This window comes from Rufibacter latericius, from assembly GCF_003721515.1.
Lineage (GTDB): Bacteria > Bacteroidota > Bacteroidia > Cytophagales > Hymenobacteraceae > Nibribacter > Nibribacter latericius.
Genome location: NZ_RJJD01000003.1, coordinates 1 through 24,430, shown reverse-complemented (window position 1 = coordinate 24,430; position 24,430 = coordinate 1). Strand labels below are relative to the sequence as shown.

Below are 24,430 nucleotides of genomic sequence, written 5' to 3'. Positions count from 1 at the left end.
GGTAGTAGCCGTTGAAATTAAAAGAGGTGGGCTTTGGGAATGTTTTACTAAAACAGACCCAAAGCCCACCTCTTTTAATTTTAGATGGAAGTAGGAAGCGCCGGAGAAGCTTCGCCCACTTTTTTTAATGGTTGGTTTCTCCCGTTGTGGTGGTAGTGGTAGTGTCTTCCAGGTTCAGGGAGTCAAGGCCACCATCAGCGCCTTCTACCATGTCCTCGGTGGTGGTGTTGCCGGTTTTCTCGGCCGCTGGTTTGTCACCTCCGCAAGAAGAGAAGATGCCCCCCACCAAAGACAGGGCCATCAGGTTTGTCATAATGATCTTTTTCATAGCTAGCATAGTATAGTTGTTTTCTTTTCCCTGAAAAGTACGTAAGCTTTGTACGTACTTTAGGCAAATGAGGAGGAAACCATCTTTGGGCCCGTTGGGGGCACAGATGTTCGGTTCCTGCCACGGGAACCCGGAAGTGTTCTGGAGTTCATTCCCATCCTTTCAAATTTTAGGAATGACCTTTTAGGTTTCATCTACCTGATTCAACCCTGAGAGCTAGGAATTGGATCACAAAAAAGGCATTTGAAAAATTTATATTGGACTTTAGCGCTAGGACCTATGGCAAACCGACCCGGCATCTTCCCCACTTTCTTTATTTCAGGTTTTGAGTGTTCCACCTTCCTCTGGAAAGATAAAAAACGCCGCAACCTGGTCCAGGAAACCCAACATGACTTGTTTGTGGAGCAGGACTACCAAATCCTCCGCAAGCTGGGGATAGCGGTATCCCGCGAGGGCATTCCCTGGCCCCTGGTTGACACCGCTGGGAGGTATGATTTCTCCGTTATAGATCCTATGATTGAGGCTATGAGGAAGCAAAAGATTCTGCCCATCTGGGATCTTTGCCACTACGGTTACCCCGATGACCTTGATCCCTTCTCCGAGGAGTTCACCCAACGATTCGCTTCTTACTGCCGGGCCGCCGCTGAATACGTGGTGCCCAAACTACCAGGGCCATACTTCTTCACGCCAATAAATGAGATCACCTTCTTTTCTTTCTGCGGAGGCGAATGGGGGTGGGTGGCCCCTTACAAGAACACCAAAGAAGACCGGTTAAACCTTCGGGTTGCCCTCTGCAAAGCCGCCATTGCCGGAGTAAAAGCCATCAGGGAAGTGGTGCCCGAGGCCCGCATGGTGCACATTGATCCGCTGGTACAGGTGGTAGCGCCCAGAGACCGGCCTGATCTGCAGGAAGCCGCCCATCATGAAACCTACGTGGATACCTTTCTGGCCTGGGACATTATTTCCGGCAAAGAACACCCAGAATTAGGTGGCTCACCCGAGATCCTGGACATTGTGGGAGCCAACAATTATTCCTTCGGGCAGATGGAATACCGGGAGAAGGGTCCGCACGCCGCCTTGCCCCCTGATGATGACCGCATCAAACCGCTCTGCGACCTCATGCACCTGGTTTGGGAACGCTACAAGCGTCCTATGATCATCGGGGAGACCAGTGGCCTTAAAGACGGCCGGGAAGACTGGCTGCGCGATGTGATGGACGAGTCGTTGGCTGCGGTAGACGCGGGTATTGATCTACACGGCGTCTGCTTGTTCCCAGCCGTAGACATGCCCGACTGGCACACCGGCGAGTGGCTGCACAACGGCATCTGCGATCTGGAACCTGAAAATGACCTCCTTAAACGGATTGAGTGCGAACCCTACATAGCTGAATTGCGCCGTTGGCAGAAAGAACTGAACCGGGTAACCACCCTGGACGAAGACCCTTTCAACGATCCTGTGGAATTGCAGGATGTCATTGATGCGGCCAAAAGGCTAAAGAAGCAACCTGATAAAAATTGGCATTAGCCAAACTGTTTTTTACCGGTGAACGGCTTTTTAAATCTTCAACCAGATTATCTTTTTGGGTCTGTTTTCCAGAATTACCTCATAAACCGAAAGGTTTGATTGTCTTCAATCAGTTTGGTATGGTTTTCCAAACACCCCCTGCAAAAAGGGATAAAAAGAGAAGGCTGTTCATCCAGGAACAGCCTTCTCTTTTTGAAATTATTAAAAATTTACCGGGCAACCATCATGTGTTTTGAAGCGGCCGTTCTTCCATTTACGATCAAGGTATAGACGTAATTACCGGCAGGTAAGTCATTGCCACTCATCTGTAATCTGCCCTCAGCAGGAGCGGGAATGGTTTTCATTAGTTTTCCAGAAACTGCTTCATAAACATTTATTTGGGCGCTTGCCCCAGGTGGTATAGTGTACCGGAACGTGGTGGCCTGATTAAAAGGGTTCGGATGGTTTTGTTCCAGCAGAATACCTGATTTATTTACGTCTAGATAGGTTTTAGCCCCAGCGTTTGACTCTAGCTGCGAAATCCTCTCAGTTAAGGATGTAATCGTTTCCTGTTGTTCCTGAATCGCTTTGATGAGCAATGGAACCAACTCCGTGTAATTCACCGCTTTCAGGGAAATGGTTTCCTTTTCCGCTTTCGGTTGCATGGCTTTAAGGTTCATCTCCTTCTTGTCAGGGTATTCCATGAGGGAGGCATTTGTTGAAATCTCTTCCTGATCTACCACTTCATGTCTTGATTCCCTGACCAGATCCGGTAACACTTTTTCTACCTCTTGGGCCAGTAAACCATAGTGGTTTCCTTTTGGAAGGTTGAGCTTGGCGTAAACAGCATCATCCTTGAATTCATACTTTTTAGGTTTGAGCTGGTTAACCAAGCTTAGTGCGTTTTCTACCTCCTGCACATTTTTCTTCATGTTTTGATCGCTGCTTTGGAAGGAACCGAAGCTGGAGATTTGTCCTTCGAAAACAGCGGCGTAGGTGCCGTTTGTAGTGGAGGCAAATAAACCTGTACCGTCTAAAGAAGTGAAATAACCACCGGTTCCTTCAAAGCCTCTTCCATAAACGCCCGCCCCCTTGGAGCTTGATCCAAAGACGCCCCACCCGGAATTGGTGATTCCATGAACTCCATAGACATCTCCTGAGCCATAAATTCCGGTGTGTGCTGATTGGGCATATACCCCATAGCTATTTCCTATCGCACTTACCCCAATATAACCCGCATAAGTATGTACTCCTGTCCCATTTTTGCCGGCAATGCTGAAAACACCAATTCCAGAGTCAGTAGTTGATTCAGCTTGAATGGCATAAGCAGATCCTTTTGTTAGAATTCCGTTGGTGTTAGATTGTCCAATGACCTGCAACCTGTAAAAAGGAGTGAGCTCAGTGGTGCCCAAGGCAACATTCCCGTTGACCATCAATCCATTATGAGGAGGGGTTTGGTTGTAACCCACACTTACGCCCCCGTTTTTGTGGACCAACAATTTGGTGGAATTATTGACCAATACCCGCAAAGGGTCTTCTCGGGCAGGACTGTTGATGTAAAGTTTGGCATTTGGGGTACTGGACCCAATGCTGACTAACCCGAAGGCATTGATCCGCATACGCTCCTGATTATTGGTGAAGAACCGAAGGTGCACTCCGTTTGTGGTCCCCAACTTAGCTGTGCCCGCGTTGCTGTTACCGGCTAAACTCCAATAGGGGGTGGTGCTCTGGGCATTAGCCTCACCAAGGAGGAGCAATGTGAAAAGAGAGAGTAAGGTTTTCTTCATGGTTTTGGGTCTGTTCTGAAAAATGGACTGGTAAACGCAGGAAAACAGAAAAACCTGTATTGAATTAATGCTTTACAGGAGGTGGGAGGGTCTTGAGTTAATGGATTTATGCCTTATATAAAGGTATTATTATAAGAAGAAAATACTATACAGAAATAACCTATTCGTCCCAGCAGGATAGATTATTTTGATTTAAGGTAAACCTCTTTTAGCCTGCAACTTATAGGTTAAGGTGAGTCATTTACTTAATTACAGGTAATAGCCAATCTCAAGATTTAACCGGCAGAGGAAAGGAAGTATAGGTATCGATTTAACTATAAACTTTGTGCTGCCTTAGGTACTAAAAAGGCTGTTCTTCCAGGGAACAGCCTTTTCCTTGTTTTAAAAATTCAATCAACTTACCGTGTTACCATCATGTGTTTGGAGCCAGCCATTTTCCCGTTGACAGTCAGCGTATAGATGTAATTTCCAGCGGGTAAGTCACTGGTGTTCATCTGCACTTTGCCTTCAGTAAGAGCAGGTACGGTTTTGAGCAGTTTTCCGGAATTTGCCTCATAAACGTGGATCTGAGCCAAAGCTCCAGGTGGGATTCTGTACCGGAACGTGGTGGTTTGGTCAACCGGGTTGGGATGGTTCTGCTCCAGCCTGATGTCCGAGATATTAGCACCCGATGAATTTTGATTTCCTTTTCTTGGGGAAGCCTCTAATTGGGCCACCCTTTCTGAGAGCAGGGAAATGGTTTTCTGTTGTTCCTCCATGGTCTGTTGTTGCTCTTGCATGGCTTTGATCAGCAAGGGAATCAACTCAGTGTAGTTCACTCCCTTCAAAGTGATGCTTTCTTTTGGGATTTCTTCTCCCTGTATGTTTTTGTTGATTTTGCCATCGGCTGCAAGCCTCTTGCTTCCATTACTTGTTTCCTTTAAGTAAAGCGGCGCCTCTTTAACTAAATCAGGGAAAGCTTTTTCTACGTCCTGGGCCACTAACCCATAGTGGCTTCCTTCGGGCAGTCGCAGCAGGGCATATTTGCCGTCTTCCCGGAATTCGTATTGCACGGGTTTTAATTTGTTTAAGAGCGTAAGGGCGCTACCTATAGGCTGCACATTTTTCTTGAGGTTGCCGTCACTGGCAGCAAAGGAATTGGATAAGAAAATGTCACCTTCAAAAACTGCGGCATATTGGCCTTCTTCGGTACTGGCATAAAGTCCGTTGCCGGAAGTAGATAGAAACCAGCCCCCATAGGAATTGTCACTGAATCCGGCAACGCCATTCCCTTGCTCGCTGATGCCCATCACTCCATACAGATCTCCATTTCCAACCACACCAATGAAACCAGATTCGCCCACCACTCCAAACGACCCAATCTCCTGGGCTCCTCTTCCTTCTACTCCCGTGCGGCCACTTCCAAAGACGGCCGTGCCGAAAGTTTGCGATGCTTCTGCCCACAGGCCTGAGGCTTGTCCGCTGGTGTAAATGCCTACTCCCAGACTAGAGTCATTAACCACCTGTAGTTTGTTCACCGGAGAAAAGATTGTGGTGCCTATGTTTACTTTTCCTTGTACAAAAAGGCCATTAGCAGGGGGAGTGGTGCTTAGCCCCACACTCAACCCGCCATTTCTATGTCCCAGCAGCTTGGTAGAATTATTCACCAGTATCCTTAACGGGTCTTGGCTGGCGGCACTATTTATCTGGAGCCTGGCCGTTGGGTTTGCTGTGCCGATGCCCACTAAGCCCTGGGCGGTAAGGCGCATTCGTTCATTATTGTTGGTGTAAAGCCGGAGGTGAACTCCATTGGTGGTACCCAGTTTAGCGGTTCCTGCGTTGTTGTTACCGGCCAGACTCCAGAAAGGGGCGGTGTTCTGGGCATTAGTACTCCATCCTATCATGAACAGGAAAAGAAAAGGAAGTAAAAGCTTCTTCATGGGATTTACTTGTTTGAAAAAAGAAAACTGAAGGGGAAGCGGCAGGAAAGTTTCTGGAAAAGGGTATTTACCAGATGCTTTTCAAGAGGGAAGGAGGAGCCTGTAAGAAAGTTGCAAGTTCATTAACCACCTGGTGGTAGTTTCCCACGGCGCACTGAGTTTGCCAGATTGGCATTTGAGGAAGGTATGCTTTACCCCTTGGTAATCAATAGTGTACTGCTCTGTGCTGGAGCGTACCGGAGGTTTTTCCAAAAGAAGAAACCTTGTCTTGCCTTTAGCTAAAATAAGGTTTTACGCTTCTTTGGGCAAGGTTTTTTAAATCTATTCTGAAGCTTAGTACTCCGTCAGAAGGTAAGGCCAAGCAAGTTTGGAGAGTGCAAGGAGTTTTGATTCCTGATTATAAAACAAAAAGCCCGAAGGAGTAACCTTCGGGCTTTTATGAAATTGAGGGTATGTAGAATTATGCCACAGGCACACGCTCTAGTTCTTTCCAGGCAAGGGCGGCAGCGCCCATCACGGCAGTATTGTTCAAACCTAAGCCAGAAGGCAAGATCTTCACTTTCCCTTTGAAAATGCTCAAGAGGTTTTTCTCCATGTGGTAACGTACCGGGTCAAACAGGAACTCCTCGGCGCGGGTCAATCCACCGAAAAGGAAGATCGCCTCAGGGCTAAGGTGTGCTACGGTGTCAGCTAGTTTCATGCCCAGAACTTTACCGGTGTACTCAAAGCAATCAATCGCGATTTTGTCTCCGCGTTTGGCCGCCTGGGTAATCATCTCGGCAGTGAGGTCATTGAAGCTTACGCCGCGCAGTTCGCTGTAATCGGTATAATCGGCGAGAAATTTGTAGACAGTACGTTTGATTCCGGTGGCCGAAACATAGGTTTCAAGACAGCCGCGACGACCGCAACCGCACACACGGCCACTGCCTTTCACGTTCACCAAAGTGTGGCCTAGTTCGCCGGCGTTGCCATCATGGCCGTACACCAACTCGCCGTTCACCACAATGCCGCTACCCAGGCCTGTGCCCAGGGTAACCACCACAAAGTTCTTCATGTTCTTGGCACCGCCGTAAATCATCTCTCCAATGGCCGCCGCATTGGCATCGTTGGTCAGGTACACCGGAAGCTTGAAATAGGAGTGAAGCAATTCCACTAGGGGAACAGAGCCGTGCCATTTCAGGTTTGGGGCGTTCTCAATGGTACCGGTGTAGAAGTTACCGTTGGGGGCACCCACACCTACACCAATCACCGTGGCTTCGTCTTCAATTTTCTTGTACTTCGCTTGCACATCGCTGTAAAGAATGCGCAGGAAATCATGTACGGTTTCTCCCTCGGTAGTAGCAAGCTCGCCTTGGGCTAAGATGATGCCATCGCGGTCAATAAATCCAAATTTGGTGTTTGTGCCACCGATGTCAATGCCTAAAATTACGTCCTTCATGAGAGTTAGTAGAGATTGGTGCGGGTAAAAGGCACGAGGTCCACATGGAAGTCGTGCGGTTGATTTTTTAATAGGGTGGAAACTTAAGAATAAACCTCCATTTTGCCAAATATTCAGTTCTGCCGGGCTCTTTTATCATTCCCCTAGAACGAACATCGCGGTAAATAGCCGTATCCTCCGCAAAAAGCACTTCAAATCTACTTTGTCTTTCATTTCCAATTGAAATCAAGTTTGTTTGAAGCAAAAGGAAGTTCATGAGAGTTGGCTTGTTTCAGATCCGGGGTTTTAGGCTGGTTTTTAGAAAATGGCCATCAAGCAAGGAAAAGGTTGGTTAAAACTTAAAAGTACCCTTAGAGTAGTTCAGCAAACCAGGGGCTCAGACCCCTATAAAGCGTTTCTGAGCCGTTTTGGTGAAAGTGTCTGATTCCTGGAAACTGAGTTCTGGCGGAGCTAAATTGCTTCTGGGCTGCTAAGGGTACCTCTGAAAGCCTAGAGGTTGTTTTTACCTGAGGAATGGTTTGGTTTTGGGCCCATTTTTCGGATTTTACCTTGAAATCTACCTTTGGAAATCGTTTTCGGGGTAAAAAGGACCACCTTCTAAAGTTGACTTTCTTATTGGGTTAAAAAGCGTAAGAAATAATTAAATCGGCACTATATTTCAGGCGAAGACGCTAGCAAAAGCGGGTAAAATTTGGTATTTTTGCACGTTAATAATCCATCGAAAACTCAATGAGTGACATCGAACAAAACAACATGACCGCCTATTCCGCAGACAGTATCCAGGTACTTGAAGGCTTGGAGGCGGTGCGTAAACGGCCCGCCATGTATATTGGCGATATCGGCATCAAAGGTCTCCATCACCTGGTGTGGGAGGTAGTAGACAACTCAATAGACGAAGCCCTTGCCGGGCACTGTGACGAGATCAGCGTCACCATCCATACAGACAATTCTATTTCGGTTTCAGACAACGGTCGGGGTATTCCCGTCGATTTCCACCAGAAGGAAGGACGTTCTGCCCTTGAGGTGGTAATGACCGTTCTTCACGCCGGGGGTAAGTTTGACAAGGATTCTTACAAAGTATCTGGTGGTCTGCACGGGGTAGGGGTTTCCTGCGTGAACGCCCTTTCTACTGACCTGCACGTGACCGTTCACCGCAACGGTAAGTTGTACGAGCAGCACTATAACATTGGTATACCAGCTTACCCGGTGCGGGAAATTGGCACTACAGACAAGAGAGGTACCACTGTACACTTCCAACCTGATGCCAGCATTTTCACCGTTACGGAATACAAATACGAGACAGTAGCCAGCCGCTTGCGGGAATTGGCGTTCCTGAACAAAGGCATCAGAATCAATCTGACCGACCTGAGGGAAGAAGTGACCCCAGGTGAATTCCTGAGCGAGTCTTTCTACTCACAAGGAGGTCTGCGTGAGTTTGTGGCCTATATTGAGGAAACCCGGGTTAACCTGATTCCTGAGCCTATCTATGTAGAAAGCGAAAAGGGCGGTATTCCGGTGGAAATTGCCTTGAACTACAACACGTCTTACACAGAGAACATTTTCTCTTACGTAAACAACATCAACACCCACGAAGGTGGTACCCACGTGGCCGGTTTCCGGAGAGCGCTAACCCGTACGTTGAAAAGCTACGCAGAGAAATCTGGGATGCTGGAGAAAGCCAAAGTGGAGATCCAGGGCGATGACTTCAGAGAAGGACTGACAGCGGTTATTTCCGTGAAAGTGCAGGAACCTCAGTTTGAAGGCCAGACCAAAACCAAACTTGGGAACTCAGACGTGATGGGTGCCGTGGATACCGTGGTGGGCGAGATTCTGAACCGTTTTCTGGAAGAGAACCCCAAAGAAGCGCGTATTATCATCCAGAAGGTGATCTTGGCGGCGCAGGCCCGTTTAGCGGCCCGCAAAGCCCGCGAGATGGTGCAGCGTAAGAACGTGATGGGTGGCTCGGGCTTACCCGGTAAACTGGCCGACTGCTCTGACTCTGACCCTGAGAACTGCGAACTGTACCTGGTGGAGGGTGACTCAGCGGGCGGATCTGCCAAGCAGGGCCGTGACCGTAAGTTCCAGGCCATTCTTCCGTTACGCGGTAAGATCCTGAACGTAGAGAAAGCGCAGGAGCACCGCATCTACGAGAACGAAGAGATCAAGAACATGATCACCGCCCTTGGCGTGAGCTTCGGGACCCCGGAAGATGAAAAGGCCTTGAACATGGCCAAACTGCGTTACCACAAAGTCATCATCATGACGGATGCGGACGTGGACGGTTCTCACATCAGAACCCTTATCTTGACCTTCTTCTTCCGGTACATGCGCGATTTGATTGACTCCGGCTATGTGTACATCGCCTTGCCGCCGCTTTACCTGGTGAAGAAAGGCAAGGAAGAGCGTTATTGCTGGACCGAGCAAGACCGTTTGGAAGCTATTGCTGAATTAGGCAAAGGAAAAGAAGAAAGCGTAGGCGTGCAGCGGTACAAAGGTCTGGGTGAGATGAACCCAGAGCAGTTGTGGGAAACCACCATGCGCCCAGACACCCGTAGCTTAAAGCAAGTGTCTGTTGAATCGGCCGCTGAGGCAGATCACCTCTTCTCCATGCTCATGGGCGATGAAGTGGCCCCTCGTCGGGATTTCATTGAACGCAACGCCAAATACGCCAAAGTAGACGTTTAGGCCCAGTTTTTGATAGTACAAAGAAAAGCCTGCTTTATGCAGGCTTTTCTGTTGCGCTTGGGCTAAGAAAGCCGTTATTTAGCAAGGCAAGAGATTCACGTACCTACACGATATTACGTAGAAAGAAGCACCGAAACGAAGAAGTTGACCACCTGGTATGAATTCAATAAAGGCATCGGAGCAAATCCGGAGAAGTAACTACATCAGCCGTGACCTTAGCTGGTTGCGTTTCAATTACAGGGTGCTGGATCTTGCGCGCAACCCGCAGACCCCCTTGTTTGATAGAATGAAGTTTCTGGCCATCACCTCGTCTAACCTGGATGAGTTTTTCATGATCAGGGTAGGTAGCTTGTACAACTACATTGACTTCGGGAAAGAGCGCGTAGACTATTCAGGGCTGCGGGAACTTCCGTTCCGGAAGAAGCTACTGGATCTGGCGCACCGCTTTGTGGGCGACCAATGCCAAACCTATGAGGAGATAAAGCAGGACTTTGACAAGCACGGCTTCAATATCTGCAAGGTAGAAGACCTCACTGAGTCTGAGCAAACCAAAGCGGCTTCTTATTTCAAGAACACGGTGTACCCGCTGCTCACGCCTATGGTGTATGACAGCTACCACGGGTTCCCGCTCATGATGAACCAACTGCTCATCTTTGCGGTGATGACTCGCACCTCTGAGGAGGAAAAACAACAGAGCCGCATAACCTTTGTGCAGATCCCCGGCAATTTGAACCGGTTTTTCGAAATCTCGCGCAAAAACAAAATCATTTTCGTGCCCATTGAGGAGGTCATCCGGTGGAACATGGACAAACTTTTCCGGAACGTGGAAATCGAATCGGTGAACCTGTTCAGGATTACCCGAAACGGTGATTTTACGCTGGAGGAAAGCGATGACATGGACCAGGACTTCGTGCACGAGGTGAAGCAGAAACTCAAAAACCGGAAGAAGGGGAGAGTGGTGCGCCTGGAAGTGGAACGTACGCCGTCTGCCGGTGTCCTGAAAATGCTCAAAGAGCGTTGGGGCATTGACAACGGAAACATCTTTTCCATTGACCGACTCATCGACCTGAAAGCGCTGTGGCAGATTGTGCGCCACCCGCATTTCGCGAACAAAATTCAGCGGCCACCTGCACCTATTCCCGCGCCCAGCCTTCCGCCCGGGGCCATGGATAATATTTTTGAGTACCTCAAGCACCATGACGTGCTGCTGCACCACCCTTACAACAGCATTGAACCCGTAGTGACTTTGCTGGAGAAAGCCGCCGAAGACCCGTATGTTCTGGGAATTAAGCAAACCATTTACCGCCTCGCGGATAACTCAAGGGTAACGGCTGCTTTGTTAAAAGCCGCCGAAAACGGAAAACACGTTTCGGCGCTGCTGGAGGTGAAAGCCCGTTTCGATGAGGAACGCAACTTGCGGGAAGGAGAGAAGCTGGAGAAAGCCGGCTGTTTTGTGATCTACGGCATCAGCAAATACAAGACGCACACCAAGATGCTCATGATCATCCGGAAGGAAGGTGAGAAGGTGACGCGGTACGTGCACATTGGCAGCGGAAACTACAATGAGTCCACCAGCCGCACCTACACCGACATCAGCTTGCTCACTACCGACGACGTGTATGGCCATGACGTGTCTGAGTTCTTCAACGTAATCACCGGACACTCATACCCGGAGAACTACGAGTACCTGATCACGGCGCCCAAAGACATGCGCCAGCAGTTGATCGAACTGATTCGGCAAGAAACCCGCAATGCAGAGTTGGGGTTGCCTTCAGGGATTGTGATTAAGATCAACTCGTTGGAAGACAAAGAAGTGATAGATGAGTTGTACACCGCTTCCCAGGCCGGGGTGCAGGTAAGGCTCATTGTGCGCGGTATCTGTTGCCTGCGTCCGGGTCGTGAGGGCCTGAGCGAGAACATTCAGGTGAGTTCCATCGTGGGTGAGTACCTGGAGCACGCGCGCCTGTTCTACTTCCATAACAGCGGAAGCCCTCAGGTGCTGGGCGGCAGCGCCGACATTATGGTGCGCAGCTTTGAGCGACGTATTGAGGCCCTGTTCTACATCGTTCACGAAGATTTGAAACGCCAGGCCATCAACATCCTGCGCTACAACCTCATGGACAACCAGAACTCCTACATCATGCGTGAAGACGGATCTTACATCAAACGGCAACCCGCCGAAGACGAAGCTCCCTTTAATATGCACCGCGAGTTCTTCCACCTGGCCACCGATGTAGAGGTGGAGGCTTGCCTGTTTTAAACCTCCAGGGCGAAATATAACCTAAACAGAAGGGCCGCTCTGCAAGTAGAGCGGCCCTTCTGTTTTACGGCTGTTTTCTAGAAATCGAGCTTAAAATGATGCTGGGTGGCACCCAGGTGTCGCTCGTAAAGCGATTGCAGAATACCGTCTTTCAACCCGATCTGCGGCACCAGCATGTTGTCTATTTTGGCCCAATTCATGGCAGATAGGTAAATCTCCGCGGCCGGAACGATCACATCGGCCCGGTCGGCGTTGAGGAGGAGCACCTTTACCCGCTCTTCCATGGAATAACTGGAAATCTGCTGAACAATTTCCTCTATCTGGTCCCGGAAAATGGGTTTGCCACTCAGTTTCCCGGCCATCTCATAGATCTTGTTGATGTTACCGCCGGTGCCAATGGCATGCGACACGTGGTGCATCCGGGCTTTCTCCGTGACCCATTCTTTCATGTACTGCCAGATTTCCATGGATTCCTCGCCCTGCATGTGCCGGATGGATCCCTGCTCAAAGGACTGCGAGGCCACTTTCATGCGGTTCACGTAGATGTTGAACTCGGTGCTACCCCCGCCCACGTCAATGTGCAGGTAGTTCTGGTTGTCCAGTTGCTGGCGGATTACCAAGTTGATTAAATCGGCTTCGGTGGTTCCGTCAATGACCTGGATGGTAAGCCCCAATTTGTCCTGGATCTCCTCAATAAGCTCGGGGGCGTTGGTGGCCGAACGCATGGCAGAGGTGGCGCAGATCATGAAGTCATGCACCTCATGCACCTGCATGATAAGGTACAGGCCGTGCAGGAGTTTAATGAACTTATCGGCTTTGGGCCGCGAGATAACGCCCGAGGCAAAAACATCCTCACCCAAGCGCATGGGGTACCGAATGTATTCCACCCGTTTGAAAAGGGTATGGTCCTCGTAGCGAAAGACATTGGATATCTGGCATCTGACCGCGTTAGATCCTATGTCTATGGCGGCAAGCTTTAGGAAAGGTTCGGTGGCTGTTGACATATGATTGTAAAACTAAAACCAAAAGCCCTAGTTTGTTGCAAAGGCATGCGGCTTTTTGGTTGTTTTCTGAAAAATAAGGTAAAAACCGGCTAGCGGGTTTTCCTCTTCGGTAGGTTTTAAAGTAGAATCTTCAGGGTTGTACTGCTCTGCAAAATAATAGTTTTGATGCATGTACTTTAGATAAATTGTGCTACCTTAGCATAAGAACGGTCTCCAGACAGGAAGGCCGTTCTTCTTTTTTAATCATTGTACTAACCCATTACTAATATGGCAACAGTATCTTACTACACCCCAGAGGGATTGCTTAAGCTCAAGGAAGAGTTACATGAACTGAAGACAAAAGGCCGTGCCGATGTAGCCCGTCAGTTGGCGGAGGCCCGTGACAAAGGGGACTTAAGTGAGAACGCCGAATATGACGCTGCCAAAGACGCCCAAGGACACCTGGAGCTTAAGATATCCAAACTAGAGGAAGTACTGGGCAACGCACGTCTCATTGACGAGTCAAACCTGGATCTGACCAAGGCGCTGATCCTTTCCAAGGTGAAGCTGAAAAACCTGAACAACAACATGGAGATGCTTTACACCCTGGTAGCTGAGGAAGAAGCCAACCTGGCCGCTGGCAAAATATCGGTGAAGTCACCCATTGGAAAAGGCTTGTTGGGAAAATCAGTAGGGGAGATCGCCGAGATCACCGTTCCCGCTGGTAAACTTCGGTTCGAGATCCTGGAAATTTCCCGTTAATCGCTATCATGGAAACCATCTTCTCTAAAATCATCCGGGGCGAGGTTCCCGCCTACAAGGTGCTGGAAGACGATCGTTTTCTGGCCTTCCTGGACGTGTTCCCCTTGGTGAAAGGCCACACGCTGGTTATCCCTAAGGAACCGGTAGACTACATCTTTGACATGGCCCCGGATGACTTAGCTGACTTGCATAAGTTTGCCCAGAAGGTAGCCGGTGGCGTGAAAAGTGCCGTTCCTTGCATTAAAGTTGGAGTAGCCGTTATCGGACTGGAAGTACCACATGCGCACATTCACCTGGTGCCCATGAACCAAATAGCGGACCTGAACTTCAGCAACCCCAAACAGAAGTTTGAGGCCGAGGAAATGGAGGAAATTGCCGGTAAAATCAGGCAGGCCCTTAAAACCGAGGCGGGAAGTTAATTGAGGCTTCTTTAAACCGAATCAGCCGTTTACGGGCTCCTTTCCAGAAAAGGGACCGTAAACGGCTGATTCGGTTTTTAATGGAAGGGAAGGGTTGTGCCTTTACTTAGACATTCGGTCTGGGTTTTCGGTCAGGAACGCTTTCCAGGATTTCCCGCCGGCTTTCTGGTTGGCGCCTTGTGAATAGTGGTGACAGAGGGCCACGGCCAGGGCGTCGGTTGCGTCCAGGAACTTAGGGGCTTCCTTTATCTTGAGGATCTGCAACAGCATGGCCGCCACCTGCTCTTTGGAGGCGTTCCCGTTGCCGGTCACAGATTGTTTTATTTTCTTTGGGGCGTATTCCACGTACGGGATGTCACGGGAAAGGGCGGCGGCAATGGCCACTCCCTGGGCGCGGCCCAACTTGAGCATGGATTGTACGTTAGTCCCGAAAAACGGAGCCTCAATGGCCATTTCATCGGGGAGGTATTCGGTGATGAGGCGCAGGGTGCTGTCGTAGATTTTTTTGAGCTTCACGGCATGGTTCGCGTAGCTTTTAAGCTGGAGCACCCCATACTGGAGCACCGTTATTTTGGAGCCGTTTACCTCAATGAGGCCATAGCCCATGACGTTGGTGCCGGGGTCAACACCTAAGATTAATTTATTATTGGGAAGTACTGCGGTAGGATGAATCATGAAGCGCAAAATTACAAACAATCCCGCAAAGTGCGGGTATCACGGCGTCTTTTGGTGGGGCTTGGAAAACTGTTGGTTTTCGGCCTGACTTTATATTACCTCAGACAAGCAATTCTGGAAGCCAGTTCGCACAGCACGTTTTCTTTCTCCACAATTCAGAAAATCTGGTCTACCAACGGCATGGCCTTGTGCCTGGCTGCGGCCCTACTGCCGGTGAATTGGGGCGTAGAAGCCTCCAAATGGCAATACCTTTCCCGCAAATTCGAAAAGATTACTTTTCTGGAAGCCTACCGGGCAGTACTGGTGGGATTGACTCTGGGGTTTGTAACCCCAAACCGCATGGGTGACTACGCTGGCCGGATTCTGACTCTGCACCGGAAAGACCGCGCCGATGCCATCGGGGCCATTCTGTTGGGGCGCCTGTGCCAGTTGTTCGCCACCGTGCTGATGGGTTCAGGTGCCATCGCCTTTTTCGTGTTCAAATACTATGTTCCCTTGGCTTCGCCGGTTGGCATCTCGGTAGGGTTGGGCTTGCTGTTGGTTAATGGCTGGGCCTTGGCGTTGCTGTTCAGTTTCCAGTGGGCCATTGCCTTGCTGGAGCGGGTTGCCTTTCTCCGCCGGTGGGTACATTATTTTGCGGTGATCGGGACGTATTCTTCCCGCGAACTCCGGAAAACCCTGTTCATCTCGGGAGCCCGTTATTTGGTGTTTGTGGTGCAGTTTATTGCCTTGCTCTGGGCCTTTGGAGTGCATCTTTCTCCCGAGGAATACGTGTGGGGCGTGGCTGGTACGTTCCTGATGAAGTCGGTGGTGCCGTCAATTAATGCCTTGGCGGACATTGGCATGCGTGAGCTCTCCGCCATGCACTTCTTCGGGCTGATGGGCCAGGATCCGTTGCTGGTCCTAGGTGCTAGCCTAACCCTTTGGACGATGAACATTGCCTTGCCCAGCGCCCTTGGCCTTCTCTTTGTGCTTCCCCTGAAACTCTCCACTACCCGTTGATGCTGCTGGTATTGTTTCTGGCCTGCGTGTACGCGGCGGTAGTGCTGCGCTGCTGGCTTGCCTGGCGCAAAATCCCCCTGACCATTCCTTCGGGAGAAGCGCCGCCCGTGTTATTTTCGGTAATCGTGCCCGTCCGGAACGAAGCCCGCAACATAGTTTCTTTGCTGCAGGATTTGGAAAGGCAACAGTACCCCATGAGTCACTTTGAAGTATTGGTAGTGGATGACCATTCAGACGATGCTACCCCGGCGTTAGTGCGGCAATTCCAGGCGCAAACCCAACTTGATCTGCACCTATTGCTTTTGAGCGACTTTTCGGGAAAGAGGCAGAAAAAGGCGGCCGTAGAAACTGGTGTCCTTCATGCCAGAGGCTCCTGGATTGCCTGTACCGATGGTGATTGCCGCGTTCCTCCGCACTGGCTGGCTACTTTCAACCAGATCAGGCACCAGCAAAATCCCAAATTCATCAGTGGTCCGGTGACGTACGCACTGGTAACTACTTTGTGGCAACGACTACAGGCCCTGGAGTTTTCGGCTTTGATTGGGATGGGGGCGGCTTCCCTGGCCCTACAGAAACCCACCATGTGCAATGGTGCCAATTTGGCTTACGAAAAAGAGGCTTTTTTAGCGGTTGAGGGGTTCAAAGGCAATGAACAAGTCCCTTCGGGAGATGATGAATTCCTGTTGCACAAGATCCACCGGAGGTTTCCCGGGCAGATCACCTTCGCCAAAGCCAAGGAAGCCTTGGTGCAAACCCCTCCGGCGGCCTCGCTGACGCAGTTTCTGCACCAACGCATTCGGTGGGCTAGTAAATGGCGGCACTATGACACATATTTCTCCCAGGTTCTGGCGTTAGTAGTAGTAGGAGGGAACTTGGCGGTATTGGGTACCTTATTGGCTGCATTGGCGGGGTATTGGCCGTGGTGGTTTTTGGGCATCGTATTAACCACAAAAATGGGGGCAGATACCCTACTTTTACAGCAGGTTCTGAGCTTATTCGGTAAAAAGCATTTACTTTCGTGGCTATGGTTGCTACAACTAGTGTACGTACCCTATATGGTCTTCACGGCCGTTCTGGGGCTGCGCGGGCAGTACCTTTGGAAGGGCCGAGAACTCAGAACAGCATGACAGATCAGGAATTTGATATTTTAGATGAGCTTTATTTTGTAACCTCTTTTCAGGATTTGCAGAAAGAACTTGGAATGCCGGAACCAGAACTCAGGGAAGCGCTCAGAGGGTTGATCAGCATGAATTTCATCAAATGCCTTTTCCCAGATCAGGATTCCGAAGTACCTTTTGATCCTGATCATTTTGCGCGGGAAGGCCAACACTATTTTTTCCTGGCCACCAAAGAAGGGCTTCTCACCCACAACTCAAAGTAGCTTTAAACAAAACCATTTTGATGCTGTTTTGCCTAAATGAGTTCTAAAACGGCTTTCACTGTTTTAGGAGTTGGGTAAGAGAAAAATCATTTTATTTGAACTGCCGTTCTGTACGGAATTTTTGGACCGCCAAGTAGCTTGGGTACCTGGTTCGGGAGGCAGATGAATCGTTAACAATTGTTACAAATGTCTGATTTAAAGTTTCCTACAGTTGAGCAGGAACTGAACCTGAAGAAGTTGGAATTGGCGGCACTGTTGGAAATCACAAAAGCCATCAACAACAACCTTCCGGAAGAAGCGCTTTATAAGATTTACCATTTCACTCTGCTGGCCCAACTGAACATCCGCCGGTTGTCGCTTTTTCTCATTGACGAGGAATGGGAGTGTAAAGTGAGTTTCGGGACGCAGCACAATTTCCGGGAGATGGAACTTCCCGAGGAAATCACCGAGTTGCGGGAGATCACCTCTCTTTCTAACCTTGACATTGACCGCCGGTGGCACGATTTTGAGATCGTGATTCCTATCATGCACAACAACCGCATTCTGGCCTTTGTGATGATCGGGAACGTGAATGCGTATTACACCACACTGGGGGCTCTCAGTTTTGTGCAGACGCTGAGCAACATCATTCTGGTGGCCATGGAAAACCGTCGTCTGGAGCGGCACCGCCTCACCCAGGAAGCCATGCGGAAAGAGATTGAGATTGCCCGCGAGGTGCAGAACATGCTCTTCCCAAAGTCGCTGCCCAACAACCGGGACGTAGCCATCCATGCCACCTATATTCCGCACTCCTCCATTGGGGGCGATTACTATGACTTCGTGCCGATTGACAAAGACCAGTTTCTTTTCTGCGTGGCCGATGTTTCCGGGAAAGGGGTGCCAGCTTCCTTGCTGATGTCCAATTTCCAGGCAGGCCTGCGTACCATTCTTCGGCAGACCACCAACCTCAGCACCATTGTCAGCGAACTCAATGACCTTATCTACCGCAACGCTATTGCGGAGAAGTTCATTACCTGTTTTCTGGCCATTTTCAACAGAACCACCCGTCAACTCAGCTATGTCAACGCGGGGCACAACGCCTCCATTCTGCTCTACGAAAACAACACCTACCGATTGCTGGAGGAAGGCTGCACCATGCTAGGGATCTTTGATGAGCTTCCGTTTTTGCCGGTAACCACCGTGCATGTGCCGCACAACTCTCTGGTGCTCTGCTACACCGATGGCCTCACCGAAGTCTTCAACCAGGAAGAAGACGAATTCGGGATCGAGAACACCATCAAGGTGCTGCAGAACTGCCGGTTCGTGAGCTCCAAAAACATCCATCGGCAGTTGCTGCAGGAAGTGAACACCTACAACAGCGACACTTCCTTCAGTGATGACATTACCCTGCTTTCCTGTCGGTTTAAGTAAATCGGCTTTGAACCAGGGGGCCGTAGATGGAAAAGAATGTTTTAGAGCCGTTTTCGGGAAAACAGGCTTAATGCTATTTTCTTAGGATGAACGGTTTTGCTTAAATATAAACAGGTAAACGAAAAGGAACCTTGCTGCGCTTCTACAGAACTCCGCCGGTCTTACCCTTGCTTTACCGAAAGGTTTGGTGGAAGCGCCCTGCAAATGAGAAAACCATTTACCTAACCTTTGACGACGGGCCCATCCCCGAGGTGACGCCTTTTGTGCTGGAGCAATTAGCCGCGTTTAATGCCAAAGCCACTTTTTTTTGCGTAGGCGAAAACCTGGAGCGGCATCCTTCCCTTGCTCAACAGGCCCTGGCCCAAGGACACGTGTTAGCTAACCACACCCACCAGCACGTGAAAGCCTGGAAGCTGACCCCGGAAGAATACCGCCAGCAGGTAGAGGAATGCCAGGGCGCTTTACAGAAAATAAGGGCGGAAAAAGGCCTTAAAAAACTTTTCCGGCCACCCCACGGCCAACTGACCTGGCGGCATCTGCGTATGCTGGAACCAGAGTACCAGGTAGTCATGTGGAGCACCCTCACCTATGATTTCGATCAGACTTTATCGCCGGAGAAGTGCTTGGCCAAAGCCATCGCCGTTACCGGTCCGGGATCAGTGGTGGTGTTCCATGACAGCCTGAAGGCGGAGCGGAACCTGCGCTATGTATTACCCAGGCTGCTGCGCCACTTCTCTGCGCTGGGATTCGCGTTCAAACCCCTGTAGCGGATGCTGTTTTCCCTTGGTTTCCTAATCTTGTATTTCACTCTCTTTGGAATTCTGCTGGCTCTCTGGTGGAACCGCCACCCCAAGGCTTTGCCTCCGCTCACCCGCTTTCCCAAAGTCAGCATTCTTATTGCAGCCCGAAACGAAGAAGACCACATTCTTACCTGCCTGGAAGCCCTAGATCGGCTCAAATATCCGAAGGATAGAATAGAGGTACTGGTAGGGGATGACCGCTCCACTGATAAAACCCGGCAGTTGGTAGAAGCTTTTCGGCAAAGCCATCCGTATGTTTCCTGCCACGGCATCATCCATGACATCCAGGGCACCAAGGGAAAGGCCAACGTGCTGGCCCAATTAGCGCAACTGGCCACTTCAGACATTTTCTTTATCACCGATGCCGATATTGAGGTTCCGCCCCGCTGGTTAGAGATGCTGCTCCAACACCTGACGCCTGGCACCGGAATTGTCACCGGAATCACCACGACCAAAGGAACAAAACTCTTTGACCGGCTGCAAACCCTTGACTGGCTGTATAATCTGGGCCTCATGCAGGTGGTGGCTGACCGCAACCTTCCGGTATCAACCATGGGAAACAACATGCTGGTGACCCGCGAGGCTTATAAAGCAGTGGGAGGGTTTGAGAACATCCCATTTTCCATCACGGAAGACGTGCAACTTTTCAAGCAGGTGCTCGCCAAAGGGTATAAGACCAAGAATGTCTACCATCACCAGGTGTTGGCCCTTTCTTACCCGGCCCCTAACTTGATGACCTTGCTGCAGCAGCGCCGCCGCTGGATGCGGGGATCGGTGCATTTGCCCTGGTACATGCTCCTTTTGTTTGTGATCCATTCCTGTTATTACCCGGTTTGGCTTCCCTTTTTCACCCATGCTTCCGTGGGAATCTGGTTTGCTATTTTCCTGGCGAAGGTTTTGCTCCAGAGCTTGTTTCTCCAAAAATGCCTCACCCAACTGGGTAGGCGTACCATTTGGAAGGACCTAATCCTTCTGGAAGTTTACCTCCTTTTTACTTCCCTGATTCTGATTGCCTTTTTCTTTCTGCCGTTCAAGATCAGGTGGAAGGGGAGGTTGTATTGAGGCGTTCCGGCGAGGAATTATGTACCTTTGCCGCTTTAAGCCTTTTTTCAGGAAAATAGGCCCGAAATAGATTGAGCAGAACTTTCATGAAGTACATAGATTCACACGCCCACGTTTTCTCCCCAGACTTCGCCCAAGACCGGGAAGAGATGCTGCAACGCGCCCAGGAAGCCCACATTGCCGAGGTGTATATGCCCAACATTGACCTGGCCTCCATTGACACCATGTTCCAGATTGAGCAGCAGCATCCCTGGTGCCACTCTTTGATGGGGCTTCACCCTTGCCATGTGTTCCAAGATTTCCAGGAGGTGCTGGCCCAGATGGAAGAATGGTTTGAGAAACGTGCTTTTAAAGGGGTGGGAGAGGCCGGCCTCGATTATTATTGGGATAAAACCTTTGTGCCGGAGCAGAAAGAAGCCCTTCGCATCCAGTGCGGATGGGCTAAAAAGCACCGAATACCTATTGTGCTGCACACCCGAAATGCTTTTGAGGATACCCTGGAGATTATACAGGAAGAGCAGGACGGTACCCTTCGCGGAATTTTCCATTGTTTTTCTGGCACGGTAGAAGACGCGCAAGCCGCAGTTGATCAGAATTTTCTATTAGGCATTGGAGGCGTAAGTACGTTTAAGAACGGCGGATTGGAACCTGTTTTAAAGGCAATTGATTTAAAACACTTAGTATTGGAGACGGACAGTCCGTATCTTGCACCGGTCCCGAAACGCGGTAAGAGGAATGAGCCCGCTTATCTTCCTTACGTGGCCCAACGAATTTCCGAAATCAAGTCAATGACCCTAGATGAGGTAGCGGCAGCCACCACGGCCAACGCCCAGAACCTCTTTTCTTAATGCTATGAAGTTTCTAAAGGTAAATATCAATACGGCAGCCCCCAGTGACCCGGAAGCTTCCATTTTGCTTATTTACACCGGTGGTACCATCGGGATGGTATCTGACAAAGAAGACCATCACCTAGTGCCCTTTGATTTTAGTGAAGTGATTCACCGGGTGCCTGAAATGCGCCAGTTCAAAGTGATGCTGACGGTGCTTAGCCTTGATCCGCCCATTGACTCCTCCAACGTGGGAGTAGAGCACTGGATCAAGTTGGCCCAGATCATCCAGGTGAATTACCAGGAGTACGACGGGTTTGTGATTCTGCACGGTACCGATACCATGGCCTACAGTGCCTCTGCGTTGAGCTTTTTACTGGAGAATTTAGGAAAACCGGTCATTTTCACCGGAGCACAGGTTCCTATTGGGCGGATGCGCACTGATGCCCGCCGTAACCTGATCACCGCCATGGAAATTGCCTCCGCCCACCGTTCCGGGAAACCCTTGGTGCCCGAGGTTTCTATTTTCTTTAACACGTTGTTGTTACGAGGCAACCGGTCCACCAAAGTAGAAAGCCGTCACTTCAATGCCTTCCATTCCGGTAAATACCCACAATTGGCTAAGGCCGGAATTGATATCGAATACAATCCATCGGTGATCTTGCCCGCTCCGGTAGAACCGCTCAGAATCTACCAGGAACTGGAAAGCCAGGTAGCGGTTCTGAAACTTTTCCCTGGGATTAATAAATCCATGATTGAAGCCATGCTCAAGGCCAAAGGGCTTAAAGGGTTGGTGTTGGAAACCTTCGGGGCTGGAAATGCGCCCACCTATCCCTGGTTTTTGAAACTCCTGCGCGAAGCAGTAGACGAGGGGATTACCATTCTGAATGTGTCACAGTGCGAGGAAGGGGAGGTGCACCAGGGGCAGTACGAAACAAGTTTCTACCTGAAAGAAATGGGGGTAATTAGTGGCTCGGACATCAGTACCGAAGCCGCTGTTACCAAGCTGATGTTTGTTCTGGCCCAGAACCTTTCCCAAAAGGAAAAGGCCTGCATGCTGGAAAAGAACCTACGGGGGGAAATGACGCGCCGGGTTTAAGACAAAAATGAAGGAAAGACGTTTGGAAATCCCGCAGCTTCTGCCTTTCTTTGCATTCCGAAAAATAAAAGTACGGACCACGGAGAGGTGTCAGAGTGGTCGAACGAGCACGCCTGGAAAGTGTGTATACTGGTAACGGTATCGAGGGTTCGAATCCCTCCCTCTCCGCCACAACAATGTTTAAACCCTGTAAGCCAAAACTTACAGGGTTTTTCGTTTTGTTACGGACATATATCGGACACTTTTAGGTGCAAACTTGGTTCTAGTCTATCATATTTAGATATGAAAAAAATGCTTATGGCTGGTCCGTTTTAAATCTATGAAGAAAATAGTAGCTCTAGTTTGACGAGGTTGTTGTTCGACTTCCTGCTTAACCAGAGCCATAATTTAAAACGCCTGCAAGACATCCTCTTACAAGCGTTTTCTTTTAGTGCATACTACATATACGTACAACTTTTGCTTCCCTGCTGCATTTCATCCCTCAGAAAGCCATGTCTTAGGGTGCGTAATTTTCTAGGCACCTTCCCTTTTACGCACCATAGGGCTATGCACCGGTAGCTTGTATTTGATGGGAGGGGTATCTCACCTGATGGAAACGCTTTGGGTCAGACCGGGTGGACCGGGTTTTGGCGGGCCTGTTTCTCTGGTTGGCCACGCTATTGCAGAAAGGACAGGAATCGTAATTCCCCGTGGAGCCGGTACCAACCCAACATTCTATAATATTAAATGAGCAGCCTATTCCATAAATATGCTTAGACCCTAACTCTACACGCACACCCCAATATTCCAAATGGGTAGGACAGCGCATAAAAAAAGAAGTTTATTGATTCTGGAGCCGGCTGTGGCTCTTGGGTTAAGTTACCTTTGCCCAACGTACTTGTGTAAGCGGCGGCGAAGGCCGTCGGCCGAGGCTGCCGTTTAGGTGTTGTTGTGCTTTCGTGCTTTTTGCTAATAATTTAATAATCGTTTTCTTCTACCAATAAAAAGATAAAGAATTGAACCCGCAATGGGAACGAAGATTACAACAATTGTCCAAATAAGTTTATCACCATCTCTAAAATTATTTTTCAAGAGACTAATCAAGCAAACAATTTGTAAAATTATTGCGAACAATGAAATTGTCTGCCATATAATTAATCCAGTACTTGGTGTTAGTAATTCCATATCCATATTGGTTTATTGTTACTTCGGGTTTAGATTCTCTTTAATTTGGTGATTTATTATTTATTGCATGAAGCACAACGGCTAGTATAAAAAACGTGCAAGGCCGTCGGCCGAAGCATGATTTTTATGCAGTGTTAGCAACAGTAATTCTATTTTTTATCAGGAAAGCAATCACTGCCAAAGGCTGGGCCGCCGTACTGCACTAATATTCTATTGTTGATTTTCTTGAAGTTACAACCTTTGACAATTTCATCTATAATTGCCTGTTCGGGTATTGTATCAAAGATTAGGTATTCAAGGCCATACAAGTCATTAGTTGGATAGCCAATCGACGAGTAATCAATTTTCATCTTGTCTGGAATCGAGAAACTGTTGCTTATTGAGTTACAGTTTGCCTTTTCTAAATAGGTTCTAAGCTTTTCAATTTTCTCTTCATCCAGATTCACAATCCGGAAAGCATCCTCCAATTCTTTGTCGTCCAAGTCGATGTCAAACCTATGGAACTGTCCGTAATCATCAAATATGGCTTCTGTGTACCAAGTGGTTGTGTCGCGATAATTCTTCTGGTCTAACTTAAAATCTATATTATCATCAGAGTTGAACCTTATGAAAAGAGCTAATTCTTTAGGCTTTATTTTATTAAAATAGCTTACCAAGGAGTCTATTTCGCTCTTCTTCTCTTCGTAATTGGTGAAAACGCCCTTCGTAGCGTCACCACAACTTGTGAGACATAATGCAATCACAAACAGCACGAAAGAGATTATTTTCATTCTTATTGTTGCTAACGGACTAGTATAAACGACTGCGAAGGCCGTCGGCCGAGGTGACGTTTATACCTTCCTATGTTTGCAAAAACTAATTAACTTGTATAAAAGAGAAGAAAGGAAGGAACAAGATTCATTATACAATAAGGCCCTTGTAAGCCT

Annotated in this window: 21 protein-coding genes and 1 tRNA gene; 14 read left to right on the top strand and 8 right to left on the bottom strand. The window is 49.1% G+C overall.

Going from position 1 to position 24,430, the window contains the following annotated elements:
* Positions 1–124 precede the first annotated feature (124 nt).
* A complete protein-coding gene (locus EFB08_RS05805; protein WP_123126005.1) occupies positions 125–328 on the bottom strand; it encodes a hypothetical protein in 204 nt (67 codons plus the stop codon).
* A 279-nt stretch (positions 329–607) separates the two neighbouring features.
* Between EFB08_RS05805 and EFB08_RS05800 the strand changes: the two genes are divergently transcribed.
* Positions 608–1,852 carry a family 1 glycosylhydrolase gene (locus EFB08_RS05800; protein ID WP_123126004.1) on the top strand — a complete coding sequence of 415 codons (1,245 nt, stop codon included), beginning with the start codon at positions 608–610 and terminating at the stop codon, positions 1,850–1,852.
* Between the two features lie 209 nt (positions 1,853–2,061).
* On the opposite strand, the gene EFB08_RS05795 is transcribed toward EFB08_RS05800, so the two are convergent.
* The 3 genes from EFB08_RS05795 to EFB08_RS05785 form a co-directional block, all read right to left on the bottom strand.
* Positions 2,062–3,618 (bottom strand): tail fiber domain-containing protein, encoded by a 1,557-nt coding sequence (locus EFB08_RS05795; RefSeq protein WP_123126003.1) that lies wholly within the window; start codon positions 3,616–3,618, stop codon positions 2,062–2,064.
* Between the two features lie 398 nt (positions 3,619–4,016).
* Positions 4,017–5,537, bottom strand: a complete 1,521-nt coding sequence (locus tag EFB08_RS05790) for a tail fiber domain-containing protein (RefSeq protein WP_123126002.1) — start codon at positions 5,535–5,537, stop codon at positions 4,017–4,019.
* Between the two features lie 460 nt (positions 5,538–5,997).
* Positions 5,998–6,975, bottom strand: coding sequence for an ROK family protein (locus EFB08_RS05785; protein WP_123126001.1), 978 nt, complete (start codon positions 6,973–6,975; stop codon positions 5,998–6,000).
* Between the two features lie 729 nt (positions 6,976–7,704).
* Here EFB08_RS05785 and gyrB point away from each other — a divergent pair.
* Together gyrB and ppk1 are read left to right on the top strand one after the other, a co-directional pair.
* Positions 7,705–9,660 carry a DNA topoisomerase (ATP-hydrolyzing) subunit B gene (gyrB, locus tag EFB08_RS05775; RefSeq protein WP_123125999.1) on the top strand — a complete coding sequence of 652 codons (1,956 nt, stop codon included), beginning with the start codon at positions 7,705–7,707 and terminating at the stop codon, positions 9,658–9,660.
* A gap of 157 nt (positions 9,661–9,817) precedes the next feature.
* Positions 9,818–11,920, top strand: a complete 2,103-nt coding sequence (gene ppk1, locus EFB08_RS05770; RefSeq protein WP_123125998.1) for a polyphosphate kinase 1 — start codon at positions 9,818–9,820, stop codon at positions 11,918–11,920.
* A gap of 77 nt (positions 11,921–11,997) precedes the next feature.
* On the opposite strand, the gene EFB08_RS05765 is transcribed toward ppk1, so the two are convergent.
* Positions 11,998–12,924 (bottom strand): Ppx/GppA phosphatase family protein, encoded by a 927-nt coding sequence (locus EFB08_RS05765; RefSeq protein ID WP_123125997.1) that lies wholly within the window; start codon positions 12,922–12,924, stop codon positions 11,998–12,000.
* 267 nt (positions 12,925–13,191) lie between these two features.
* Between EFB08_RS05765 and greA the strand changes: the two genes are divergently transcribed.
* Together greA and EFB08_RS05755 are read left to right on the top strand one after the other, a co-directional pair.
* The gene (gene greA, locus EFB08_RS05760; protein WP_123125996.1) at positions 13,192–13,665 is read left to right on the top strand and encodes a transcription elongation factor GreA; all 474 of its coding nucleotides are present in this window, start codon (positions 13,192–13,194) and stop codon (positions 13,663–13,665) included.
* 8 nt (positions 13,666–13,673) lie between these two features.
* On the top strand, positions 13,674–14,084 hold the full coding sequence (locus tag EFB08_RS05755; RefSeq protein WP_123125995.1) for an HIT family protein: 411 nt from the start codon (positions 13,674–13,676) through the stop codon (positions 14,082–14,084).
* A 102-nt stretch (positions 14,085–14,186) separates the two neighbouring features.
* Here EFB08_RS05755 and ruvC read toward each other — a convergent pair whose 3' ends face one another.
* The gene (ruvC, locus tag EFB08_RS05750; protein WP_123125994.1) at positions 14,187–14,759 is read right to left on the bottom strand and encodes a crossover junction endodeoxyribonuclease RuvC; all 573 of its coding nucleotides are present in this window, start codon (positions 14,757–14,759) and stop codon (positions 14,187–14,189) included.
* Between ruvC and EFB08_RS05745 the strand changes: the two genes are divergently transcribed.
* The 9 genes from EFB08_RS05745 (at position 14,751) to EFB08_RS05705 (ending at position 22,511) form a co-directional block, all read left to right on the top strand.
* Positions 14,751–15,761 (top strand): lysylphosphatidylglycerol synthase domain-containing protein, encoded by a 1,011-nt coding sequence (locus tag EFB08_RS05745; protein ID WP_123125993.1) that lies wholly within the window; start codon positions 14,751–14,753, stop codon positions 15,759–15,761. The genes ruvC and EFB08_RS05745 overlap by 9 nt on opposite strands.
* Positions 15,761–16,888: a glycosyltransferase gene (locus tag EFB08_RS05740; protein WP_123125992.1), complete on the top strand. Its 1,128-nt coding sequence runs from the start codon at positions 15,761–15,763 to the stop codon at positions 16,886–16,888. Before EFB08_RS05745 ends, EFB08_RS05740 begins: the two co-directional genes overlap by 1 nt.
* Positions 16,885–17,142 carry a hypothetical protein gene (locus EFB08_RS05735; protein ID WP_123125991.1) on the top strand — a complete coding sequence of 86 codons (258 nt, stop codon included), beginning with the start codon at positions 16,885–16,887 and terminating at the stop codon, positions 17,140–17,142. Before EFB08_RS05740 ends, EFB08_RS05735 begins: the two co-directional genes overlap by 4 nt.
* A 186-nt stretch (positions 17,143–17,328) precedes the next feature.
* Complete coding sequence (locus tag EFB08_RS05730; protein ID WP_123125990.1) at positions 17,329–18,552, top strand: PP2C family protein-serine/threonine phosphatase; 1,224 nt, start codon at positions 17,329–17,331, stop codon at positions 18,550–18,552.
* 167 nt (positions 18,553–18,719) lie between these two features.
* A complete protein-coding gene (locus EFB08_RS05725) occupies positions 18,720–19,319 on the top strand; it encodes a polysaccharide deacetylase family protein (RefSeq protein ID WP_227006233.1) in 600 nt (199 codons plus the stop codon).
* Positions 19,320–19,322: 3 nt separating this feature from the next.
* The gene (locus EFB08_RS05720; protein WP_123125989.1) at positions 19,323–20,414 is read left to right on the top strand and encodes a glycosyltransferase; all 1,092 of its coding nucleotides are present in this window, start codon (positions 19,323–19,325) and stop codon (positions 20,412–20,414) included.
* An 86-nt stretch (positions 20,415–20,500) separates the two neighbouring features.
* Positions 20,501–21,262, top strand: a complete 762-nt coding sequence (locus EFB08_RS05715) for a TatD family hydrolase (RefSeq protein ID WP_123125988.1) — start codon at positions 20,501–20,503, stop codon at positions 21,260–21,262.
* Positions 21,263–21,266: 4 nt separating this feature from the next.
* A complete protein-coding gene (locus EFB08_RS05710; protein ID WP_123125987.1) occupies positions 21,267–22,340 on the top strand; it encodes an asparaginase in 1,074 nt (357 codons plus the stop codon).
* 81 nt (positions 22,341–22,421) lie between these two features.
* A tRNA-Ser gene (locus EFB08_RS05705) sits at positions 22,422–22,511 on the top strand.
* 777 nt (positions 22,512–23,288) lie between these two features.
* Here EFB08_RS05705 and EFB08_RS24005 read toward each other — a convergent pair.
* Together EFB08_RS24005 and EFB08_RS05695 are read right to left on the bottom strand one after the other, a co-directional pair.
* A complete protein-coding gene (locus tag EFB08_RS24005; RefSeq protein ID WP_165864810.1) occupies positions 23,289–23,504 on the bottom strand; it encodes a PLD nuclease N-terminal domain-containing protein in 216 nt (71 codons plus the stop codon).
* Positions 23,505–23,653: 149 nt separating this feature from the next.
* Entirely contained in the window at positions 23,654–24,274 is a 621-nt protein-coding gene (locus EFB08_RS05695) for a hypothetical protein (protein ID WP_123125985.1), read from the bottom strand.
* Positions 24,275–24,430 lie beyond the last annotated feature (156 nt).

Coding starts and splice junctions, on each gene's coding strand:
- EFB08_RS05800 (WP_123126004.1), top strand. CDS start 608: ATGGCAAACCGACCCGGCATCTTCCCCACTTTCTTTATTTCAGGTTTT.
- EFB08_RS05765 (WP_123125997.1), bottom strand. CDS start 12,924: ATGTCAACAGCCACCGAACCTTTCCTAAAGCTTGCCGCCATAGACATA.
- EFB08_RS05805 (WP_123126005.1), bottom strand. CDS start 328: ATGAAAAAGATCATTATGACAAACCTGATGGCCCTGTCTTTGGTGGGG.
- EFB08_RS24005 (WP_165864810.1), bottom strand. CDS start 23,504: ATGGAATTACTAACACCAAGTACTGGATTAATTATATGGCAGACAATT.
- EFB08_RS05715 (WP_123125988.1), top strand. CDS start 20,501: ATGAAGTACATAGATTCACACGCCCACGTTTTCTCCCCAGACTTCGCC.
- EFB08_RS05710 (WP_123125987.1), top strand. CDS start 21,267: ATGAAGTTTCTAAAGGTAAATATCAATACGGCAGCCCCCAGTGACCCG.
- ppk1 (WP_123125998.1), top strand. CDS start 9,818: ATGAATTCAATAAAGGCATCGGAGCAAATCCGGAGAAGTAACTACATC.
- ruvC (WP_123125994.1), bottom strand. CDS start 14,759: ATGATTCATCCTACCGCAGTACTTCCCAATAATAAATTAATCTTAGGT.
- EFB08_RS05720 (WP_123125989.1), top strand. CDS start 19,323: ATGCTGTTTTCCCTTGGTTTCCTAATCTTGTATTTCACTCTCTTTGGA.
- EFB08_RS05730 (WP_123125990.1), top strand. CDS start 17,329: ATGTCTGATTTAAAGTTTCCTACAGTTGAGCAGGAACTGAACCTGAAG.
- EFB08_RS05735 (WP_123125991.1), top strand. CDS start 16,885: ATGACAGATCAGGAATTTGATATTTTAGATGAGCTTTATTTTGTAACC.
- gyrB (WP_123125999.1), top strand. CDS start 7,705: ATGAGTGACATCGAACAAAACAACATGACCGCCTATTCCGCAGACAGT.
- EFB08_RS05745 (WP_123125993.1), top strand. CDS start 14,751: ATGAATCATGAAGCGCAAAATTACAAACAATCCCGCAAAGTGCGGGTA.
- EFB08_RS05695 (WP_123125985.1), bottom strand. CDS start 24,274: ATGAAAATAATCTCTTTCGTGCTGTTTGTGATTGCATTATGTCTCACA.
- EFB08_RS05740 (WP_123125992.1), top strand. CDS start 15,761: ATGCTGCTGGTATTGTTTCTGGCCTGCGTGTACGCGGCGGTAGTGCTG.
- EFB08_RS05755 (WP_123125995.1), top strand. CDS start 13,674: ATGGAAACCATCTTCTCTAAAATCATCCGGGGCGAGGTTCCCGCCTAC.
- EFB08_RS05795 (WP_123126003.1), bottom strand. CDS start 3,618: ATGAAGAAAACCTTACTCTCTCTTTTCACATTGCTCCTCCTTGGTGAG.
- greA (WP_123125996.1), top strand. CDS start 13,192: ATGGCAACAGTATCTTACTACACCCCAGAGGGATTGCTTAAGCTCAAG.
- EFB08_RS05790 (WP_123126002.1), bottom strand. CDS start 5,537: ATGAAGAAGCTTTTACTTCCTTTTCTTTTCCTGTTCATGATAGGATGG.
- EFB08_RS05785 (WP_123126001.1), bottom strand. CDS start 6,975: ATGAAGGACGTAATTTTAGGCATTGACATCGGTGGCACAAACACCAAA.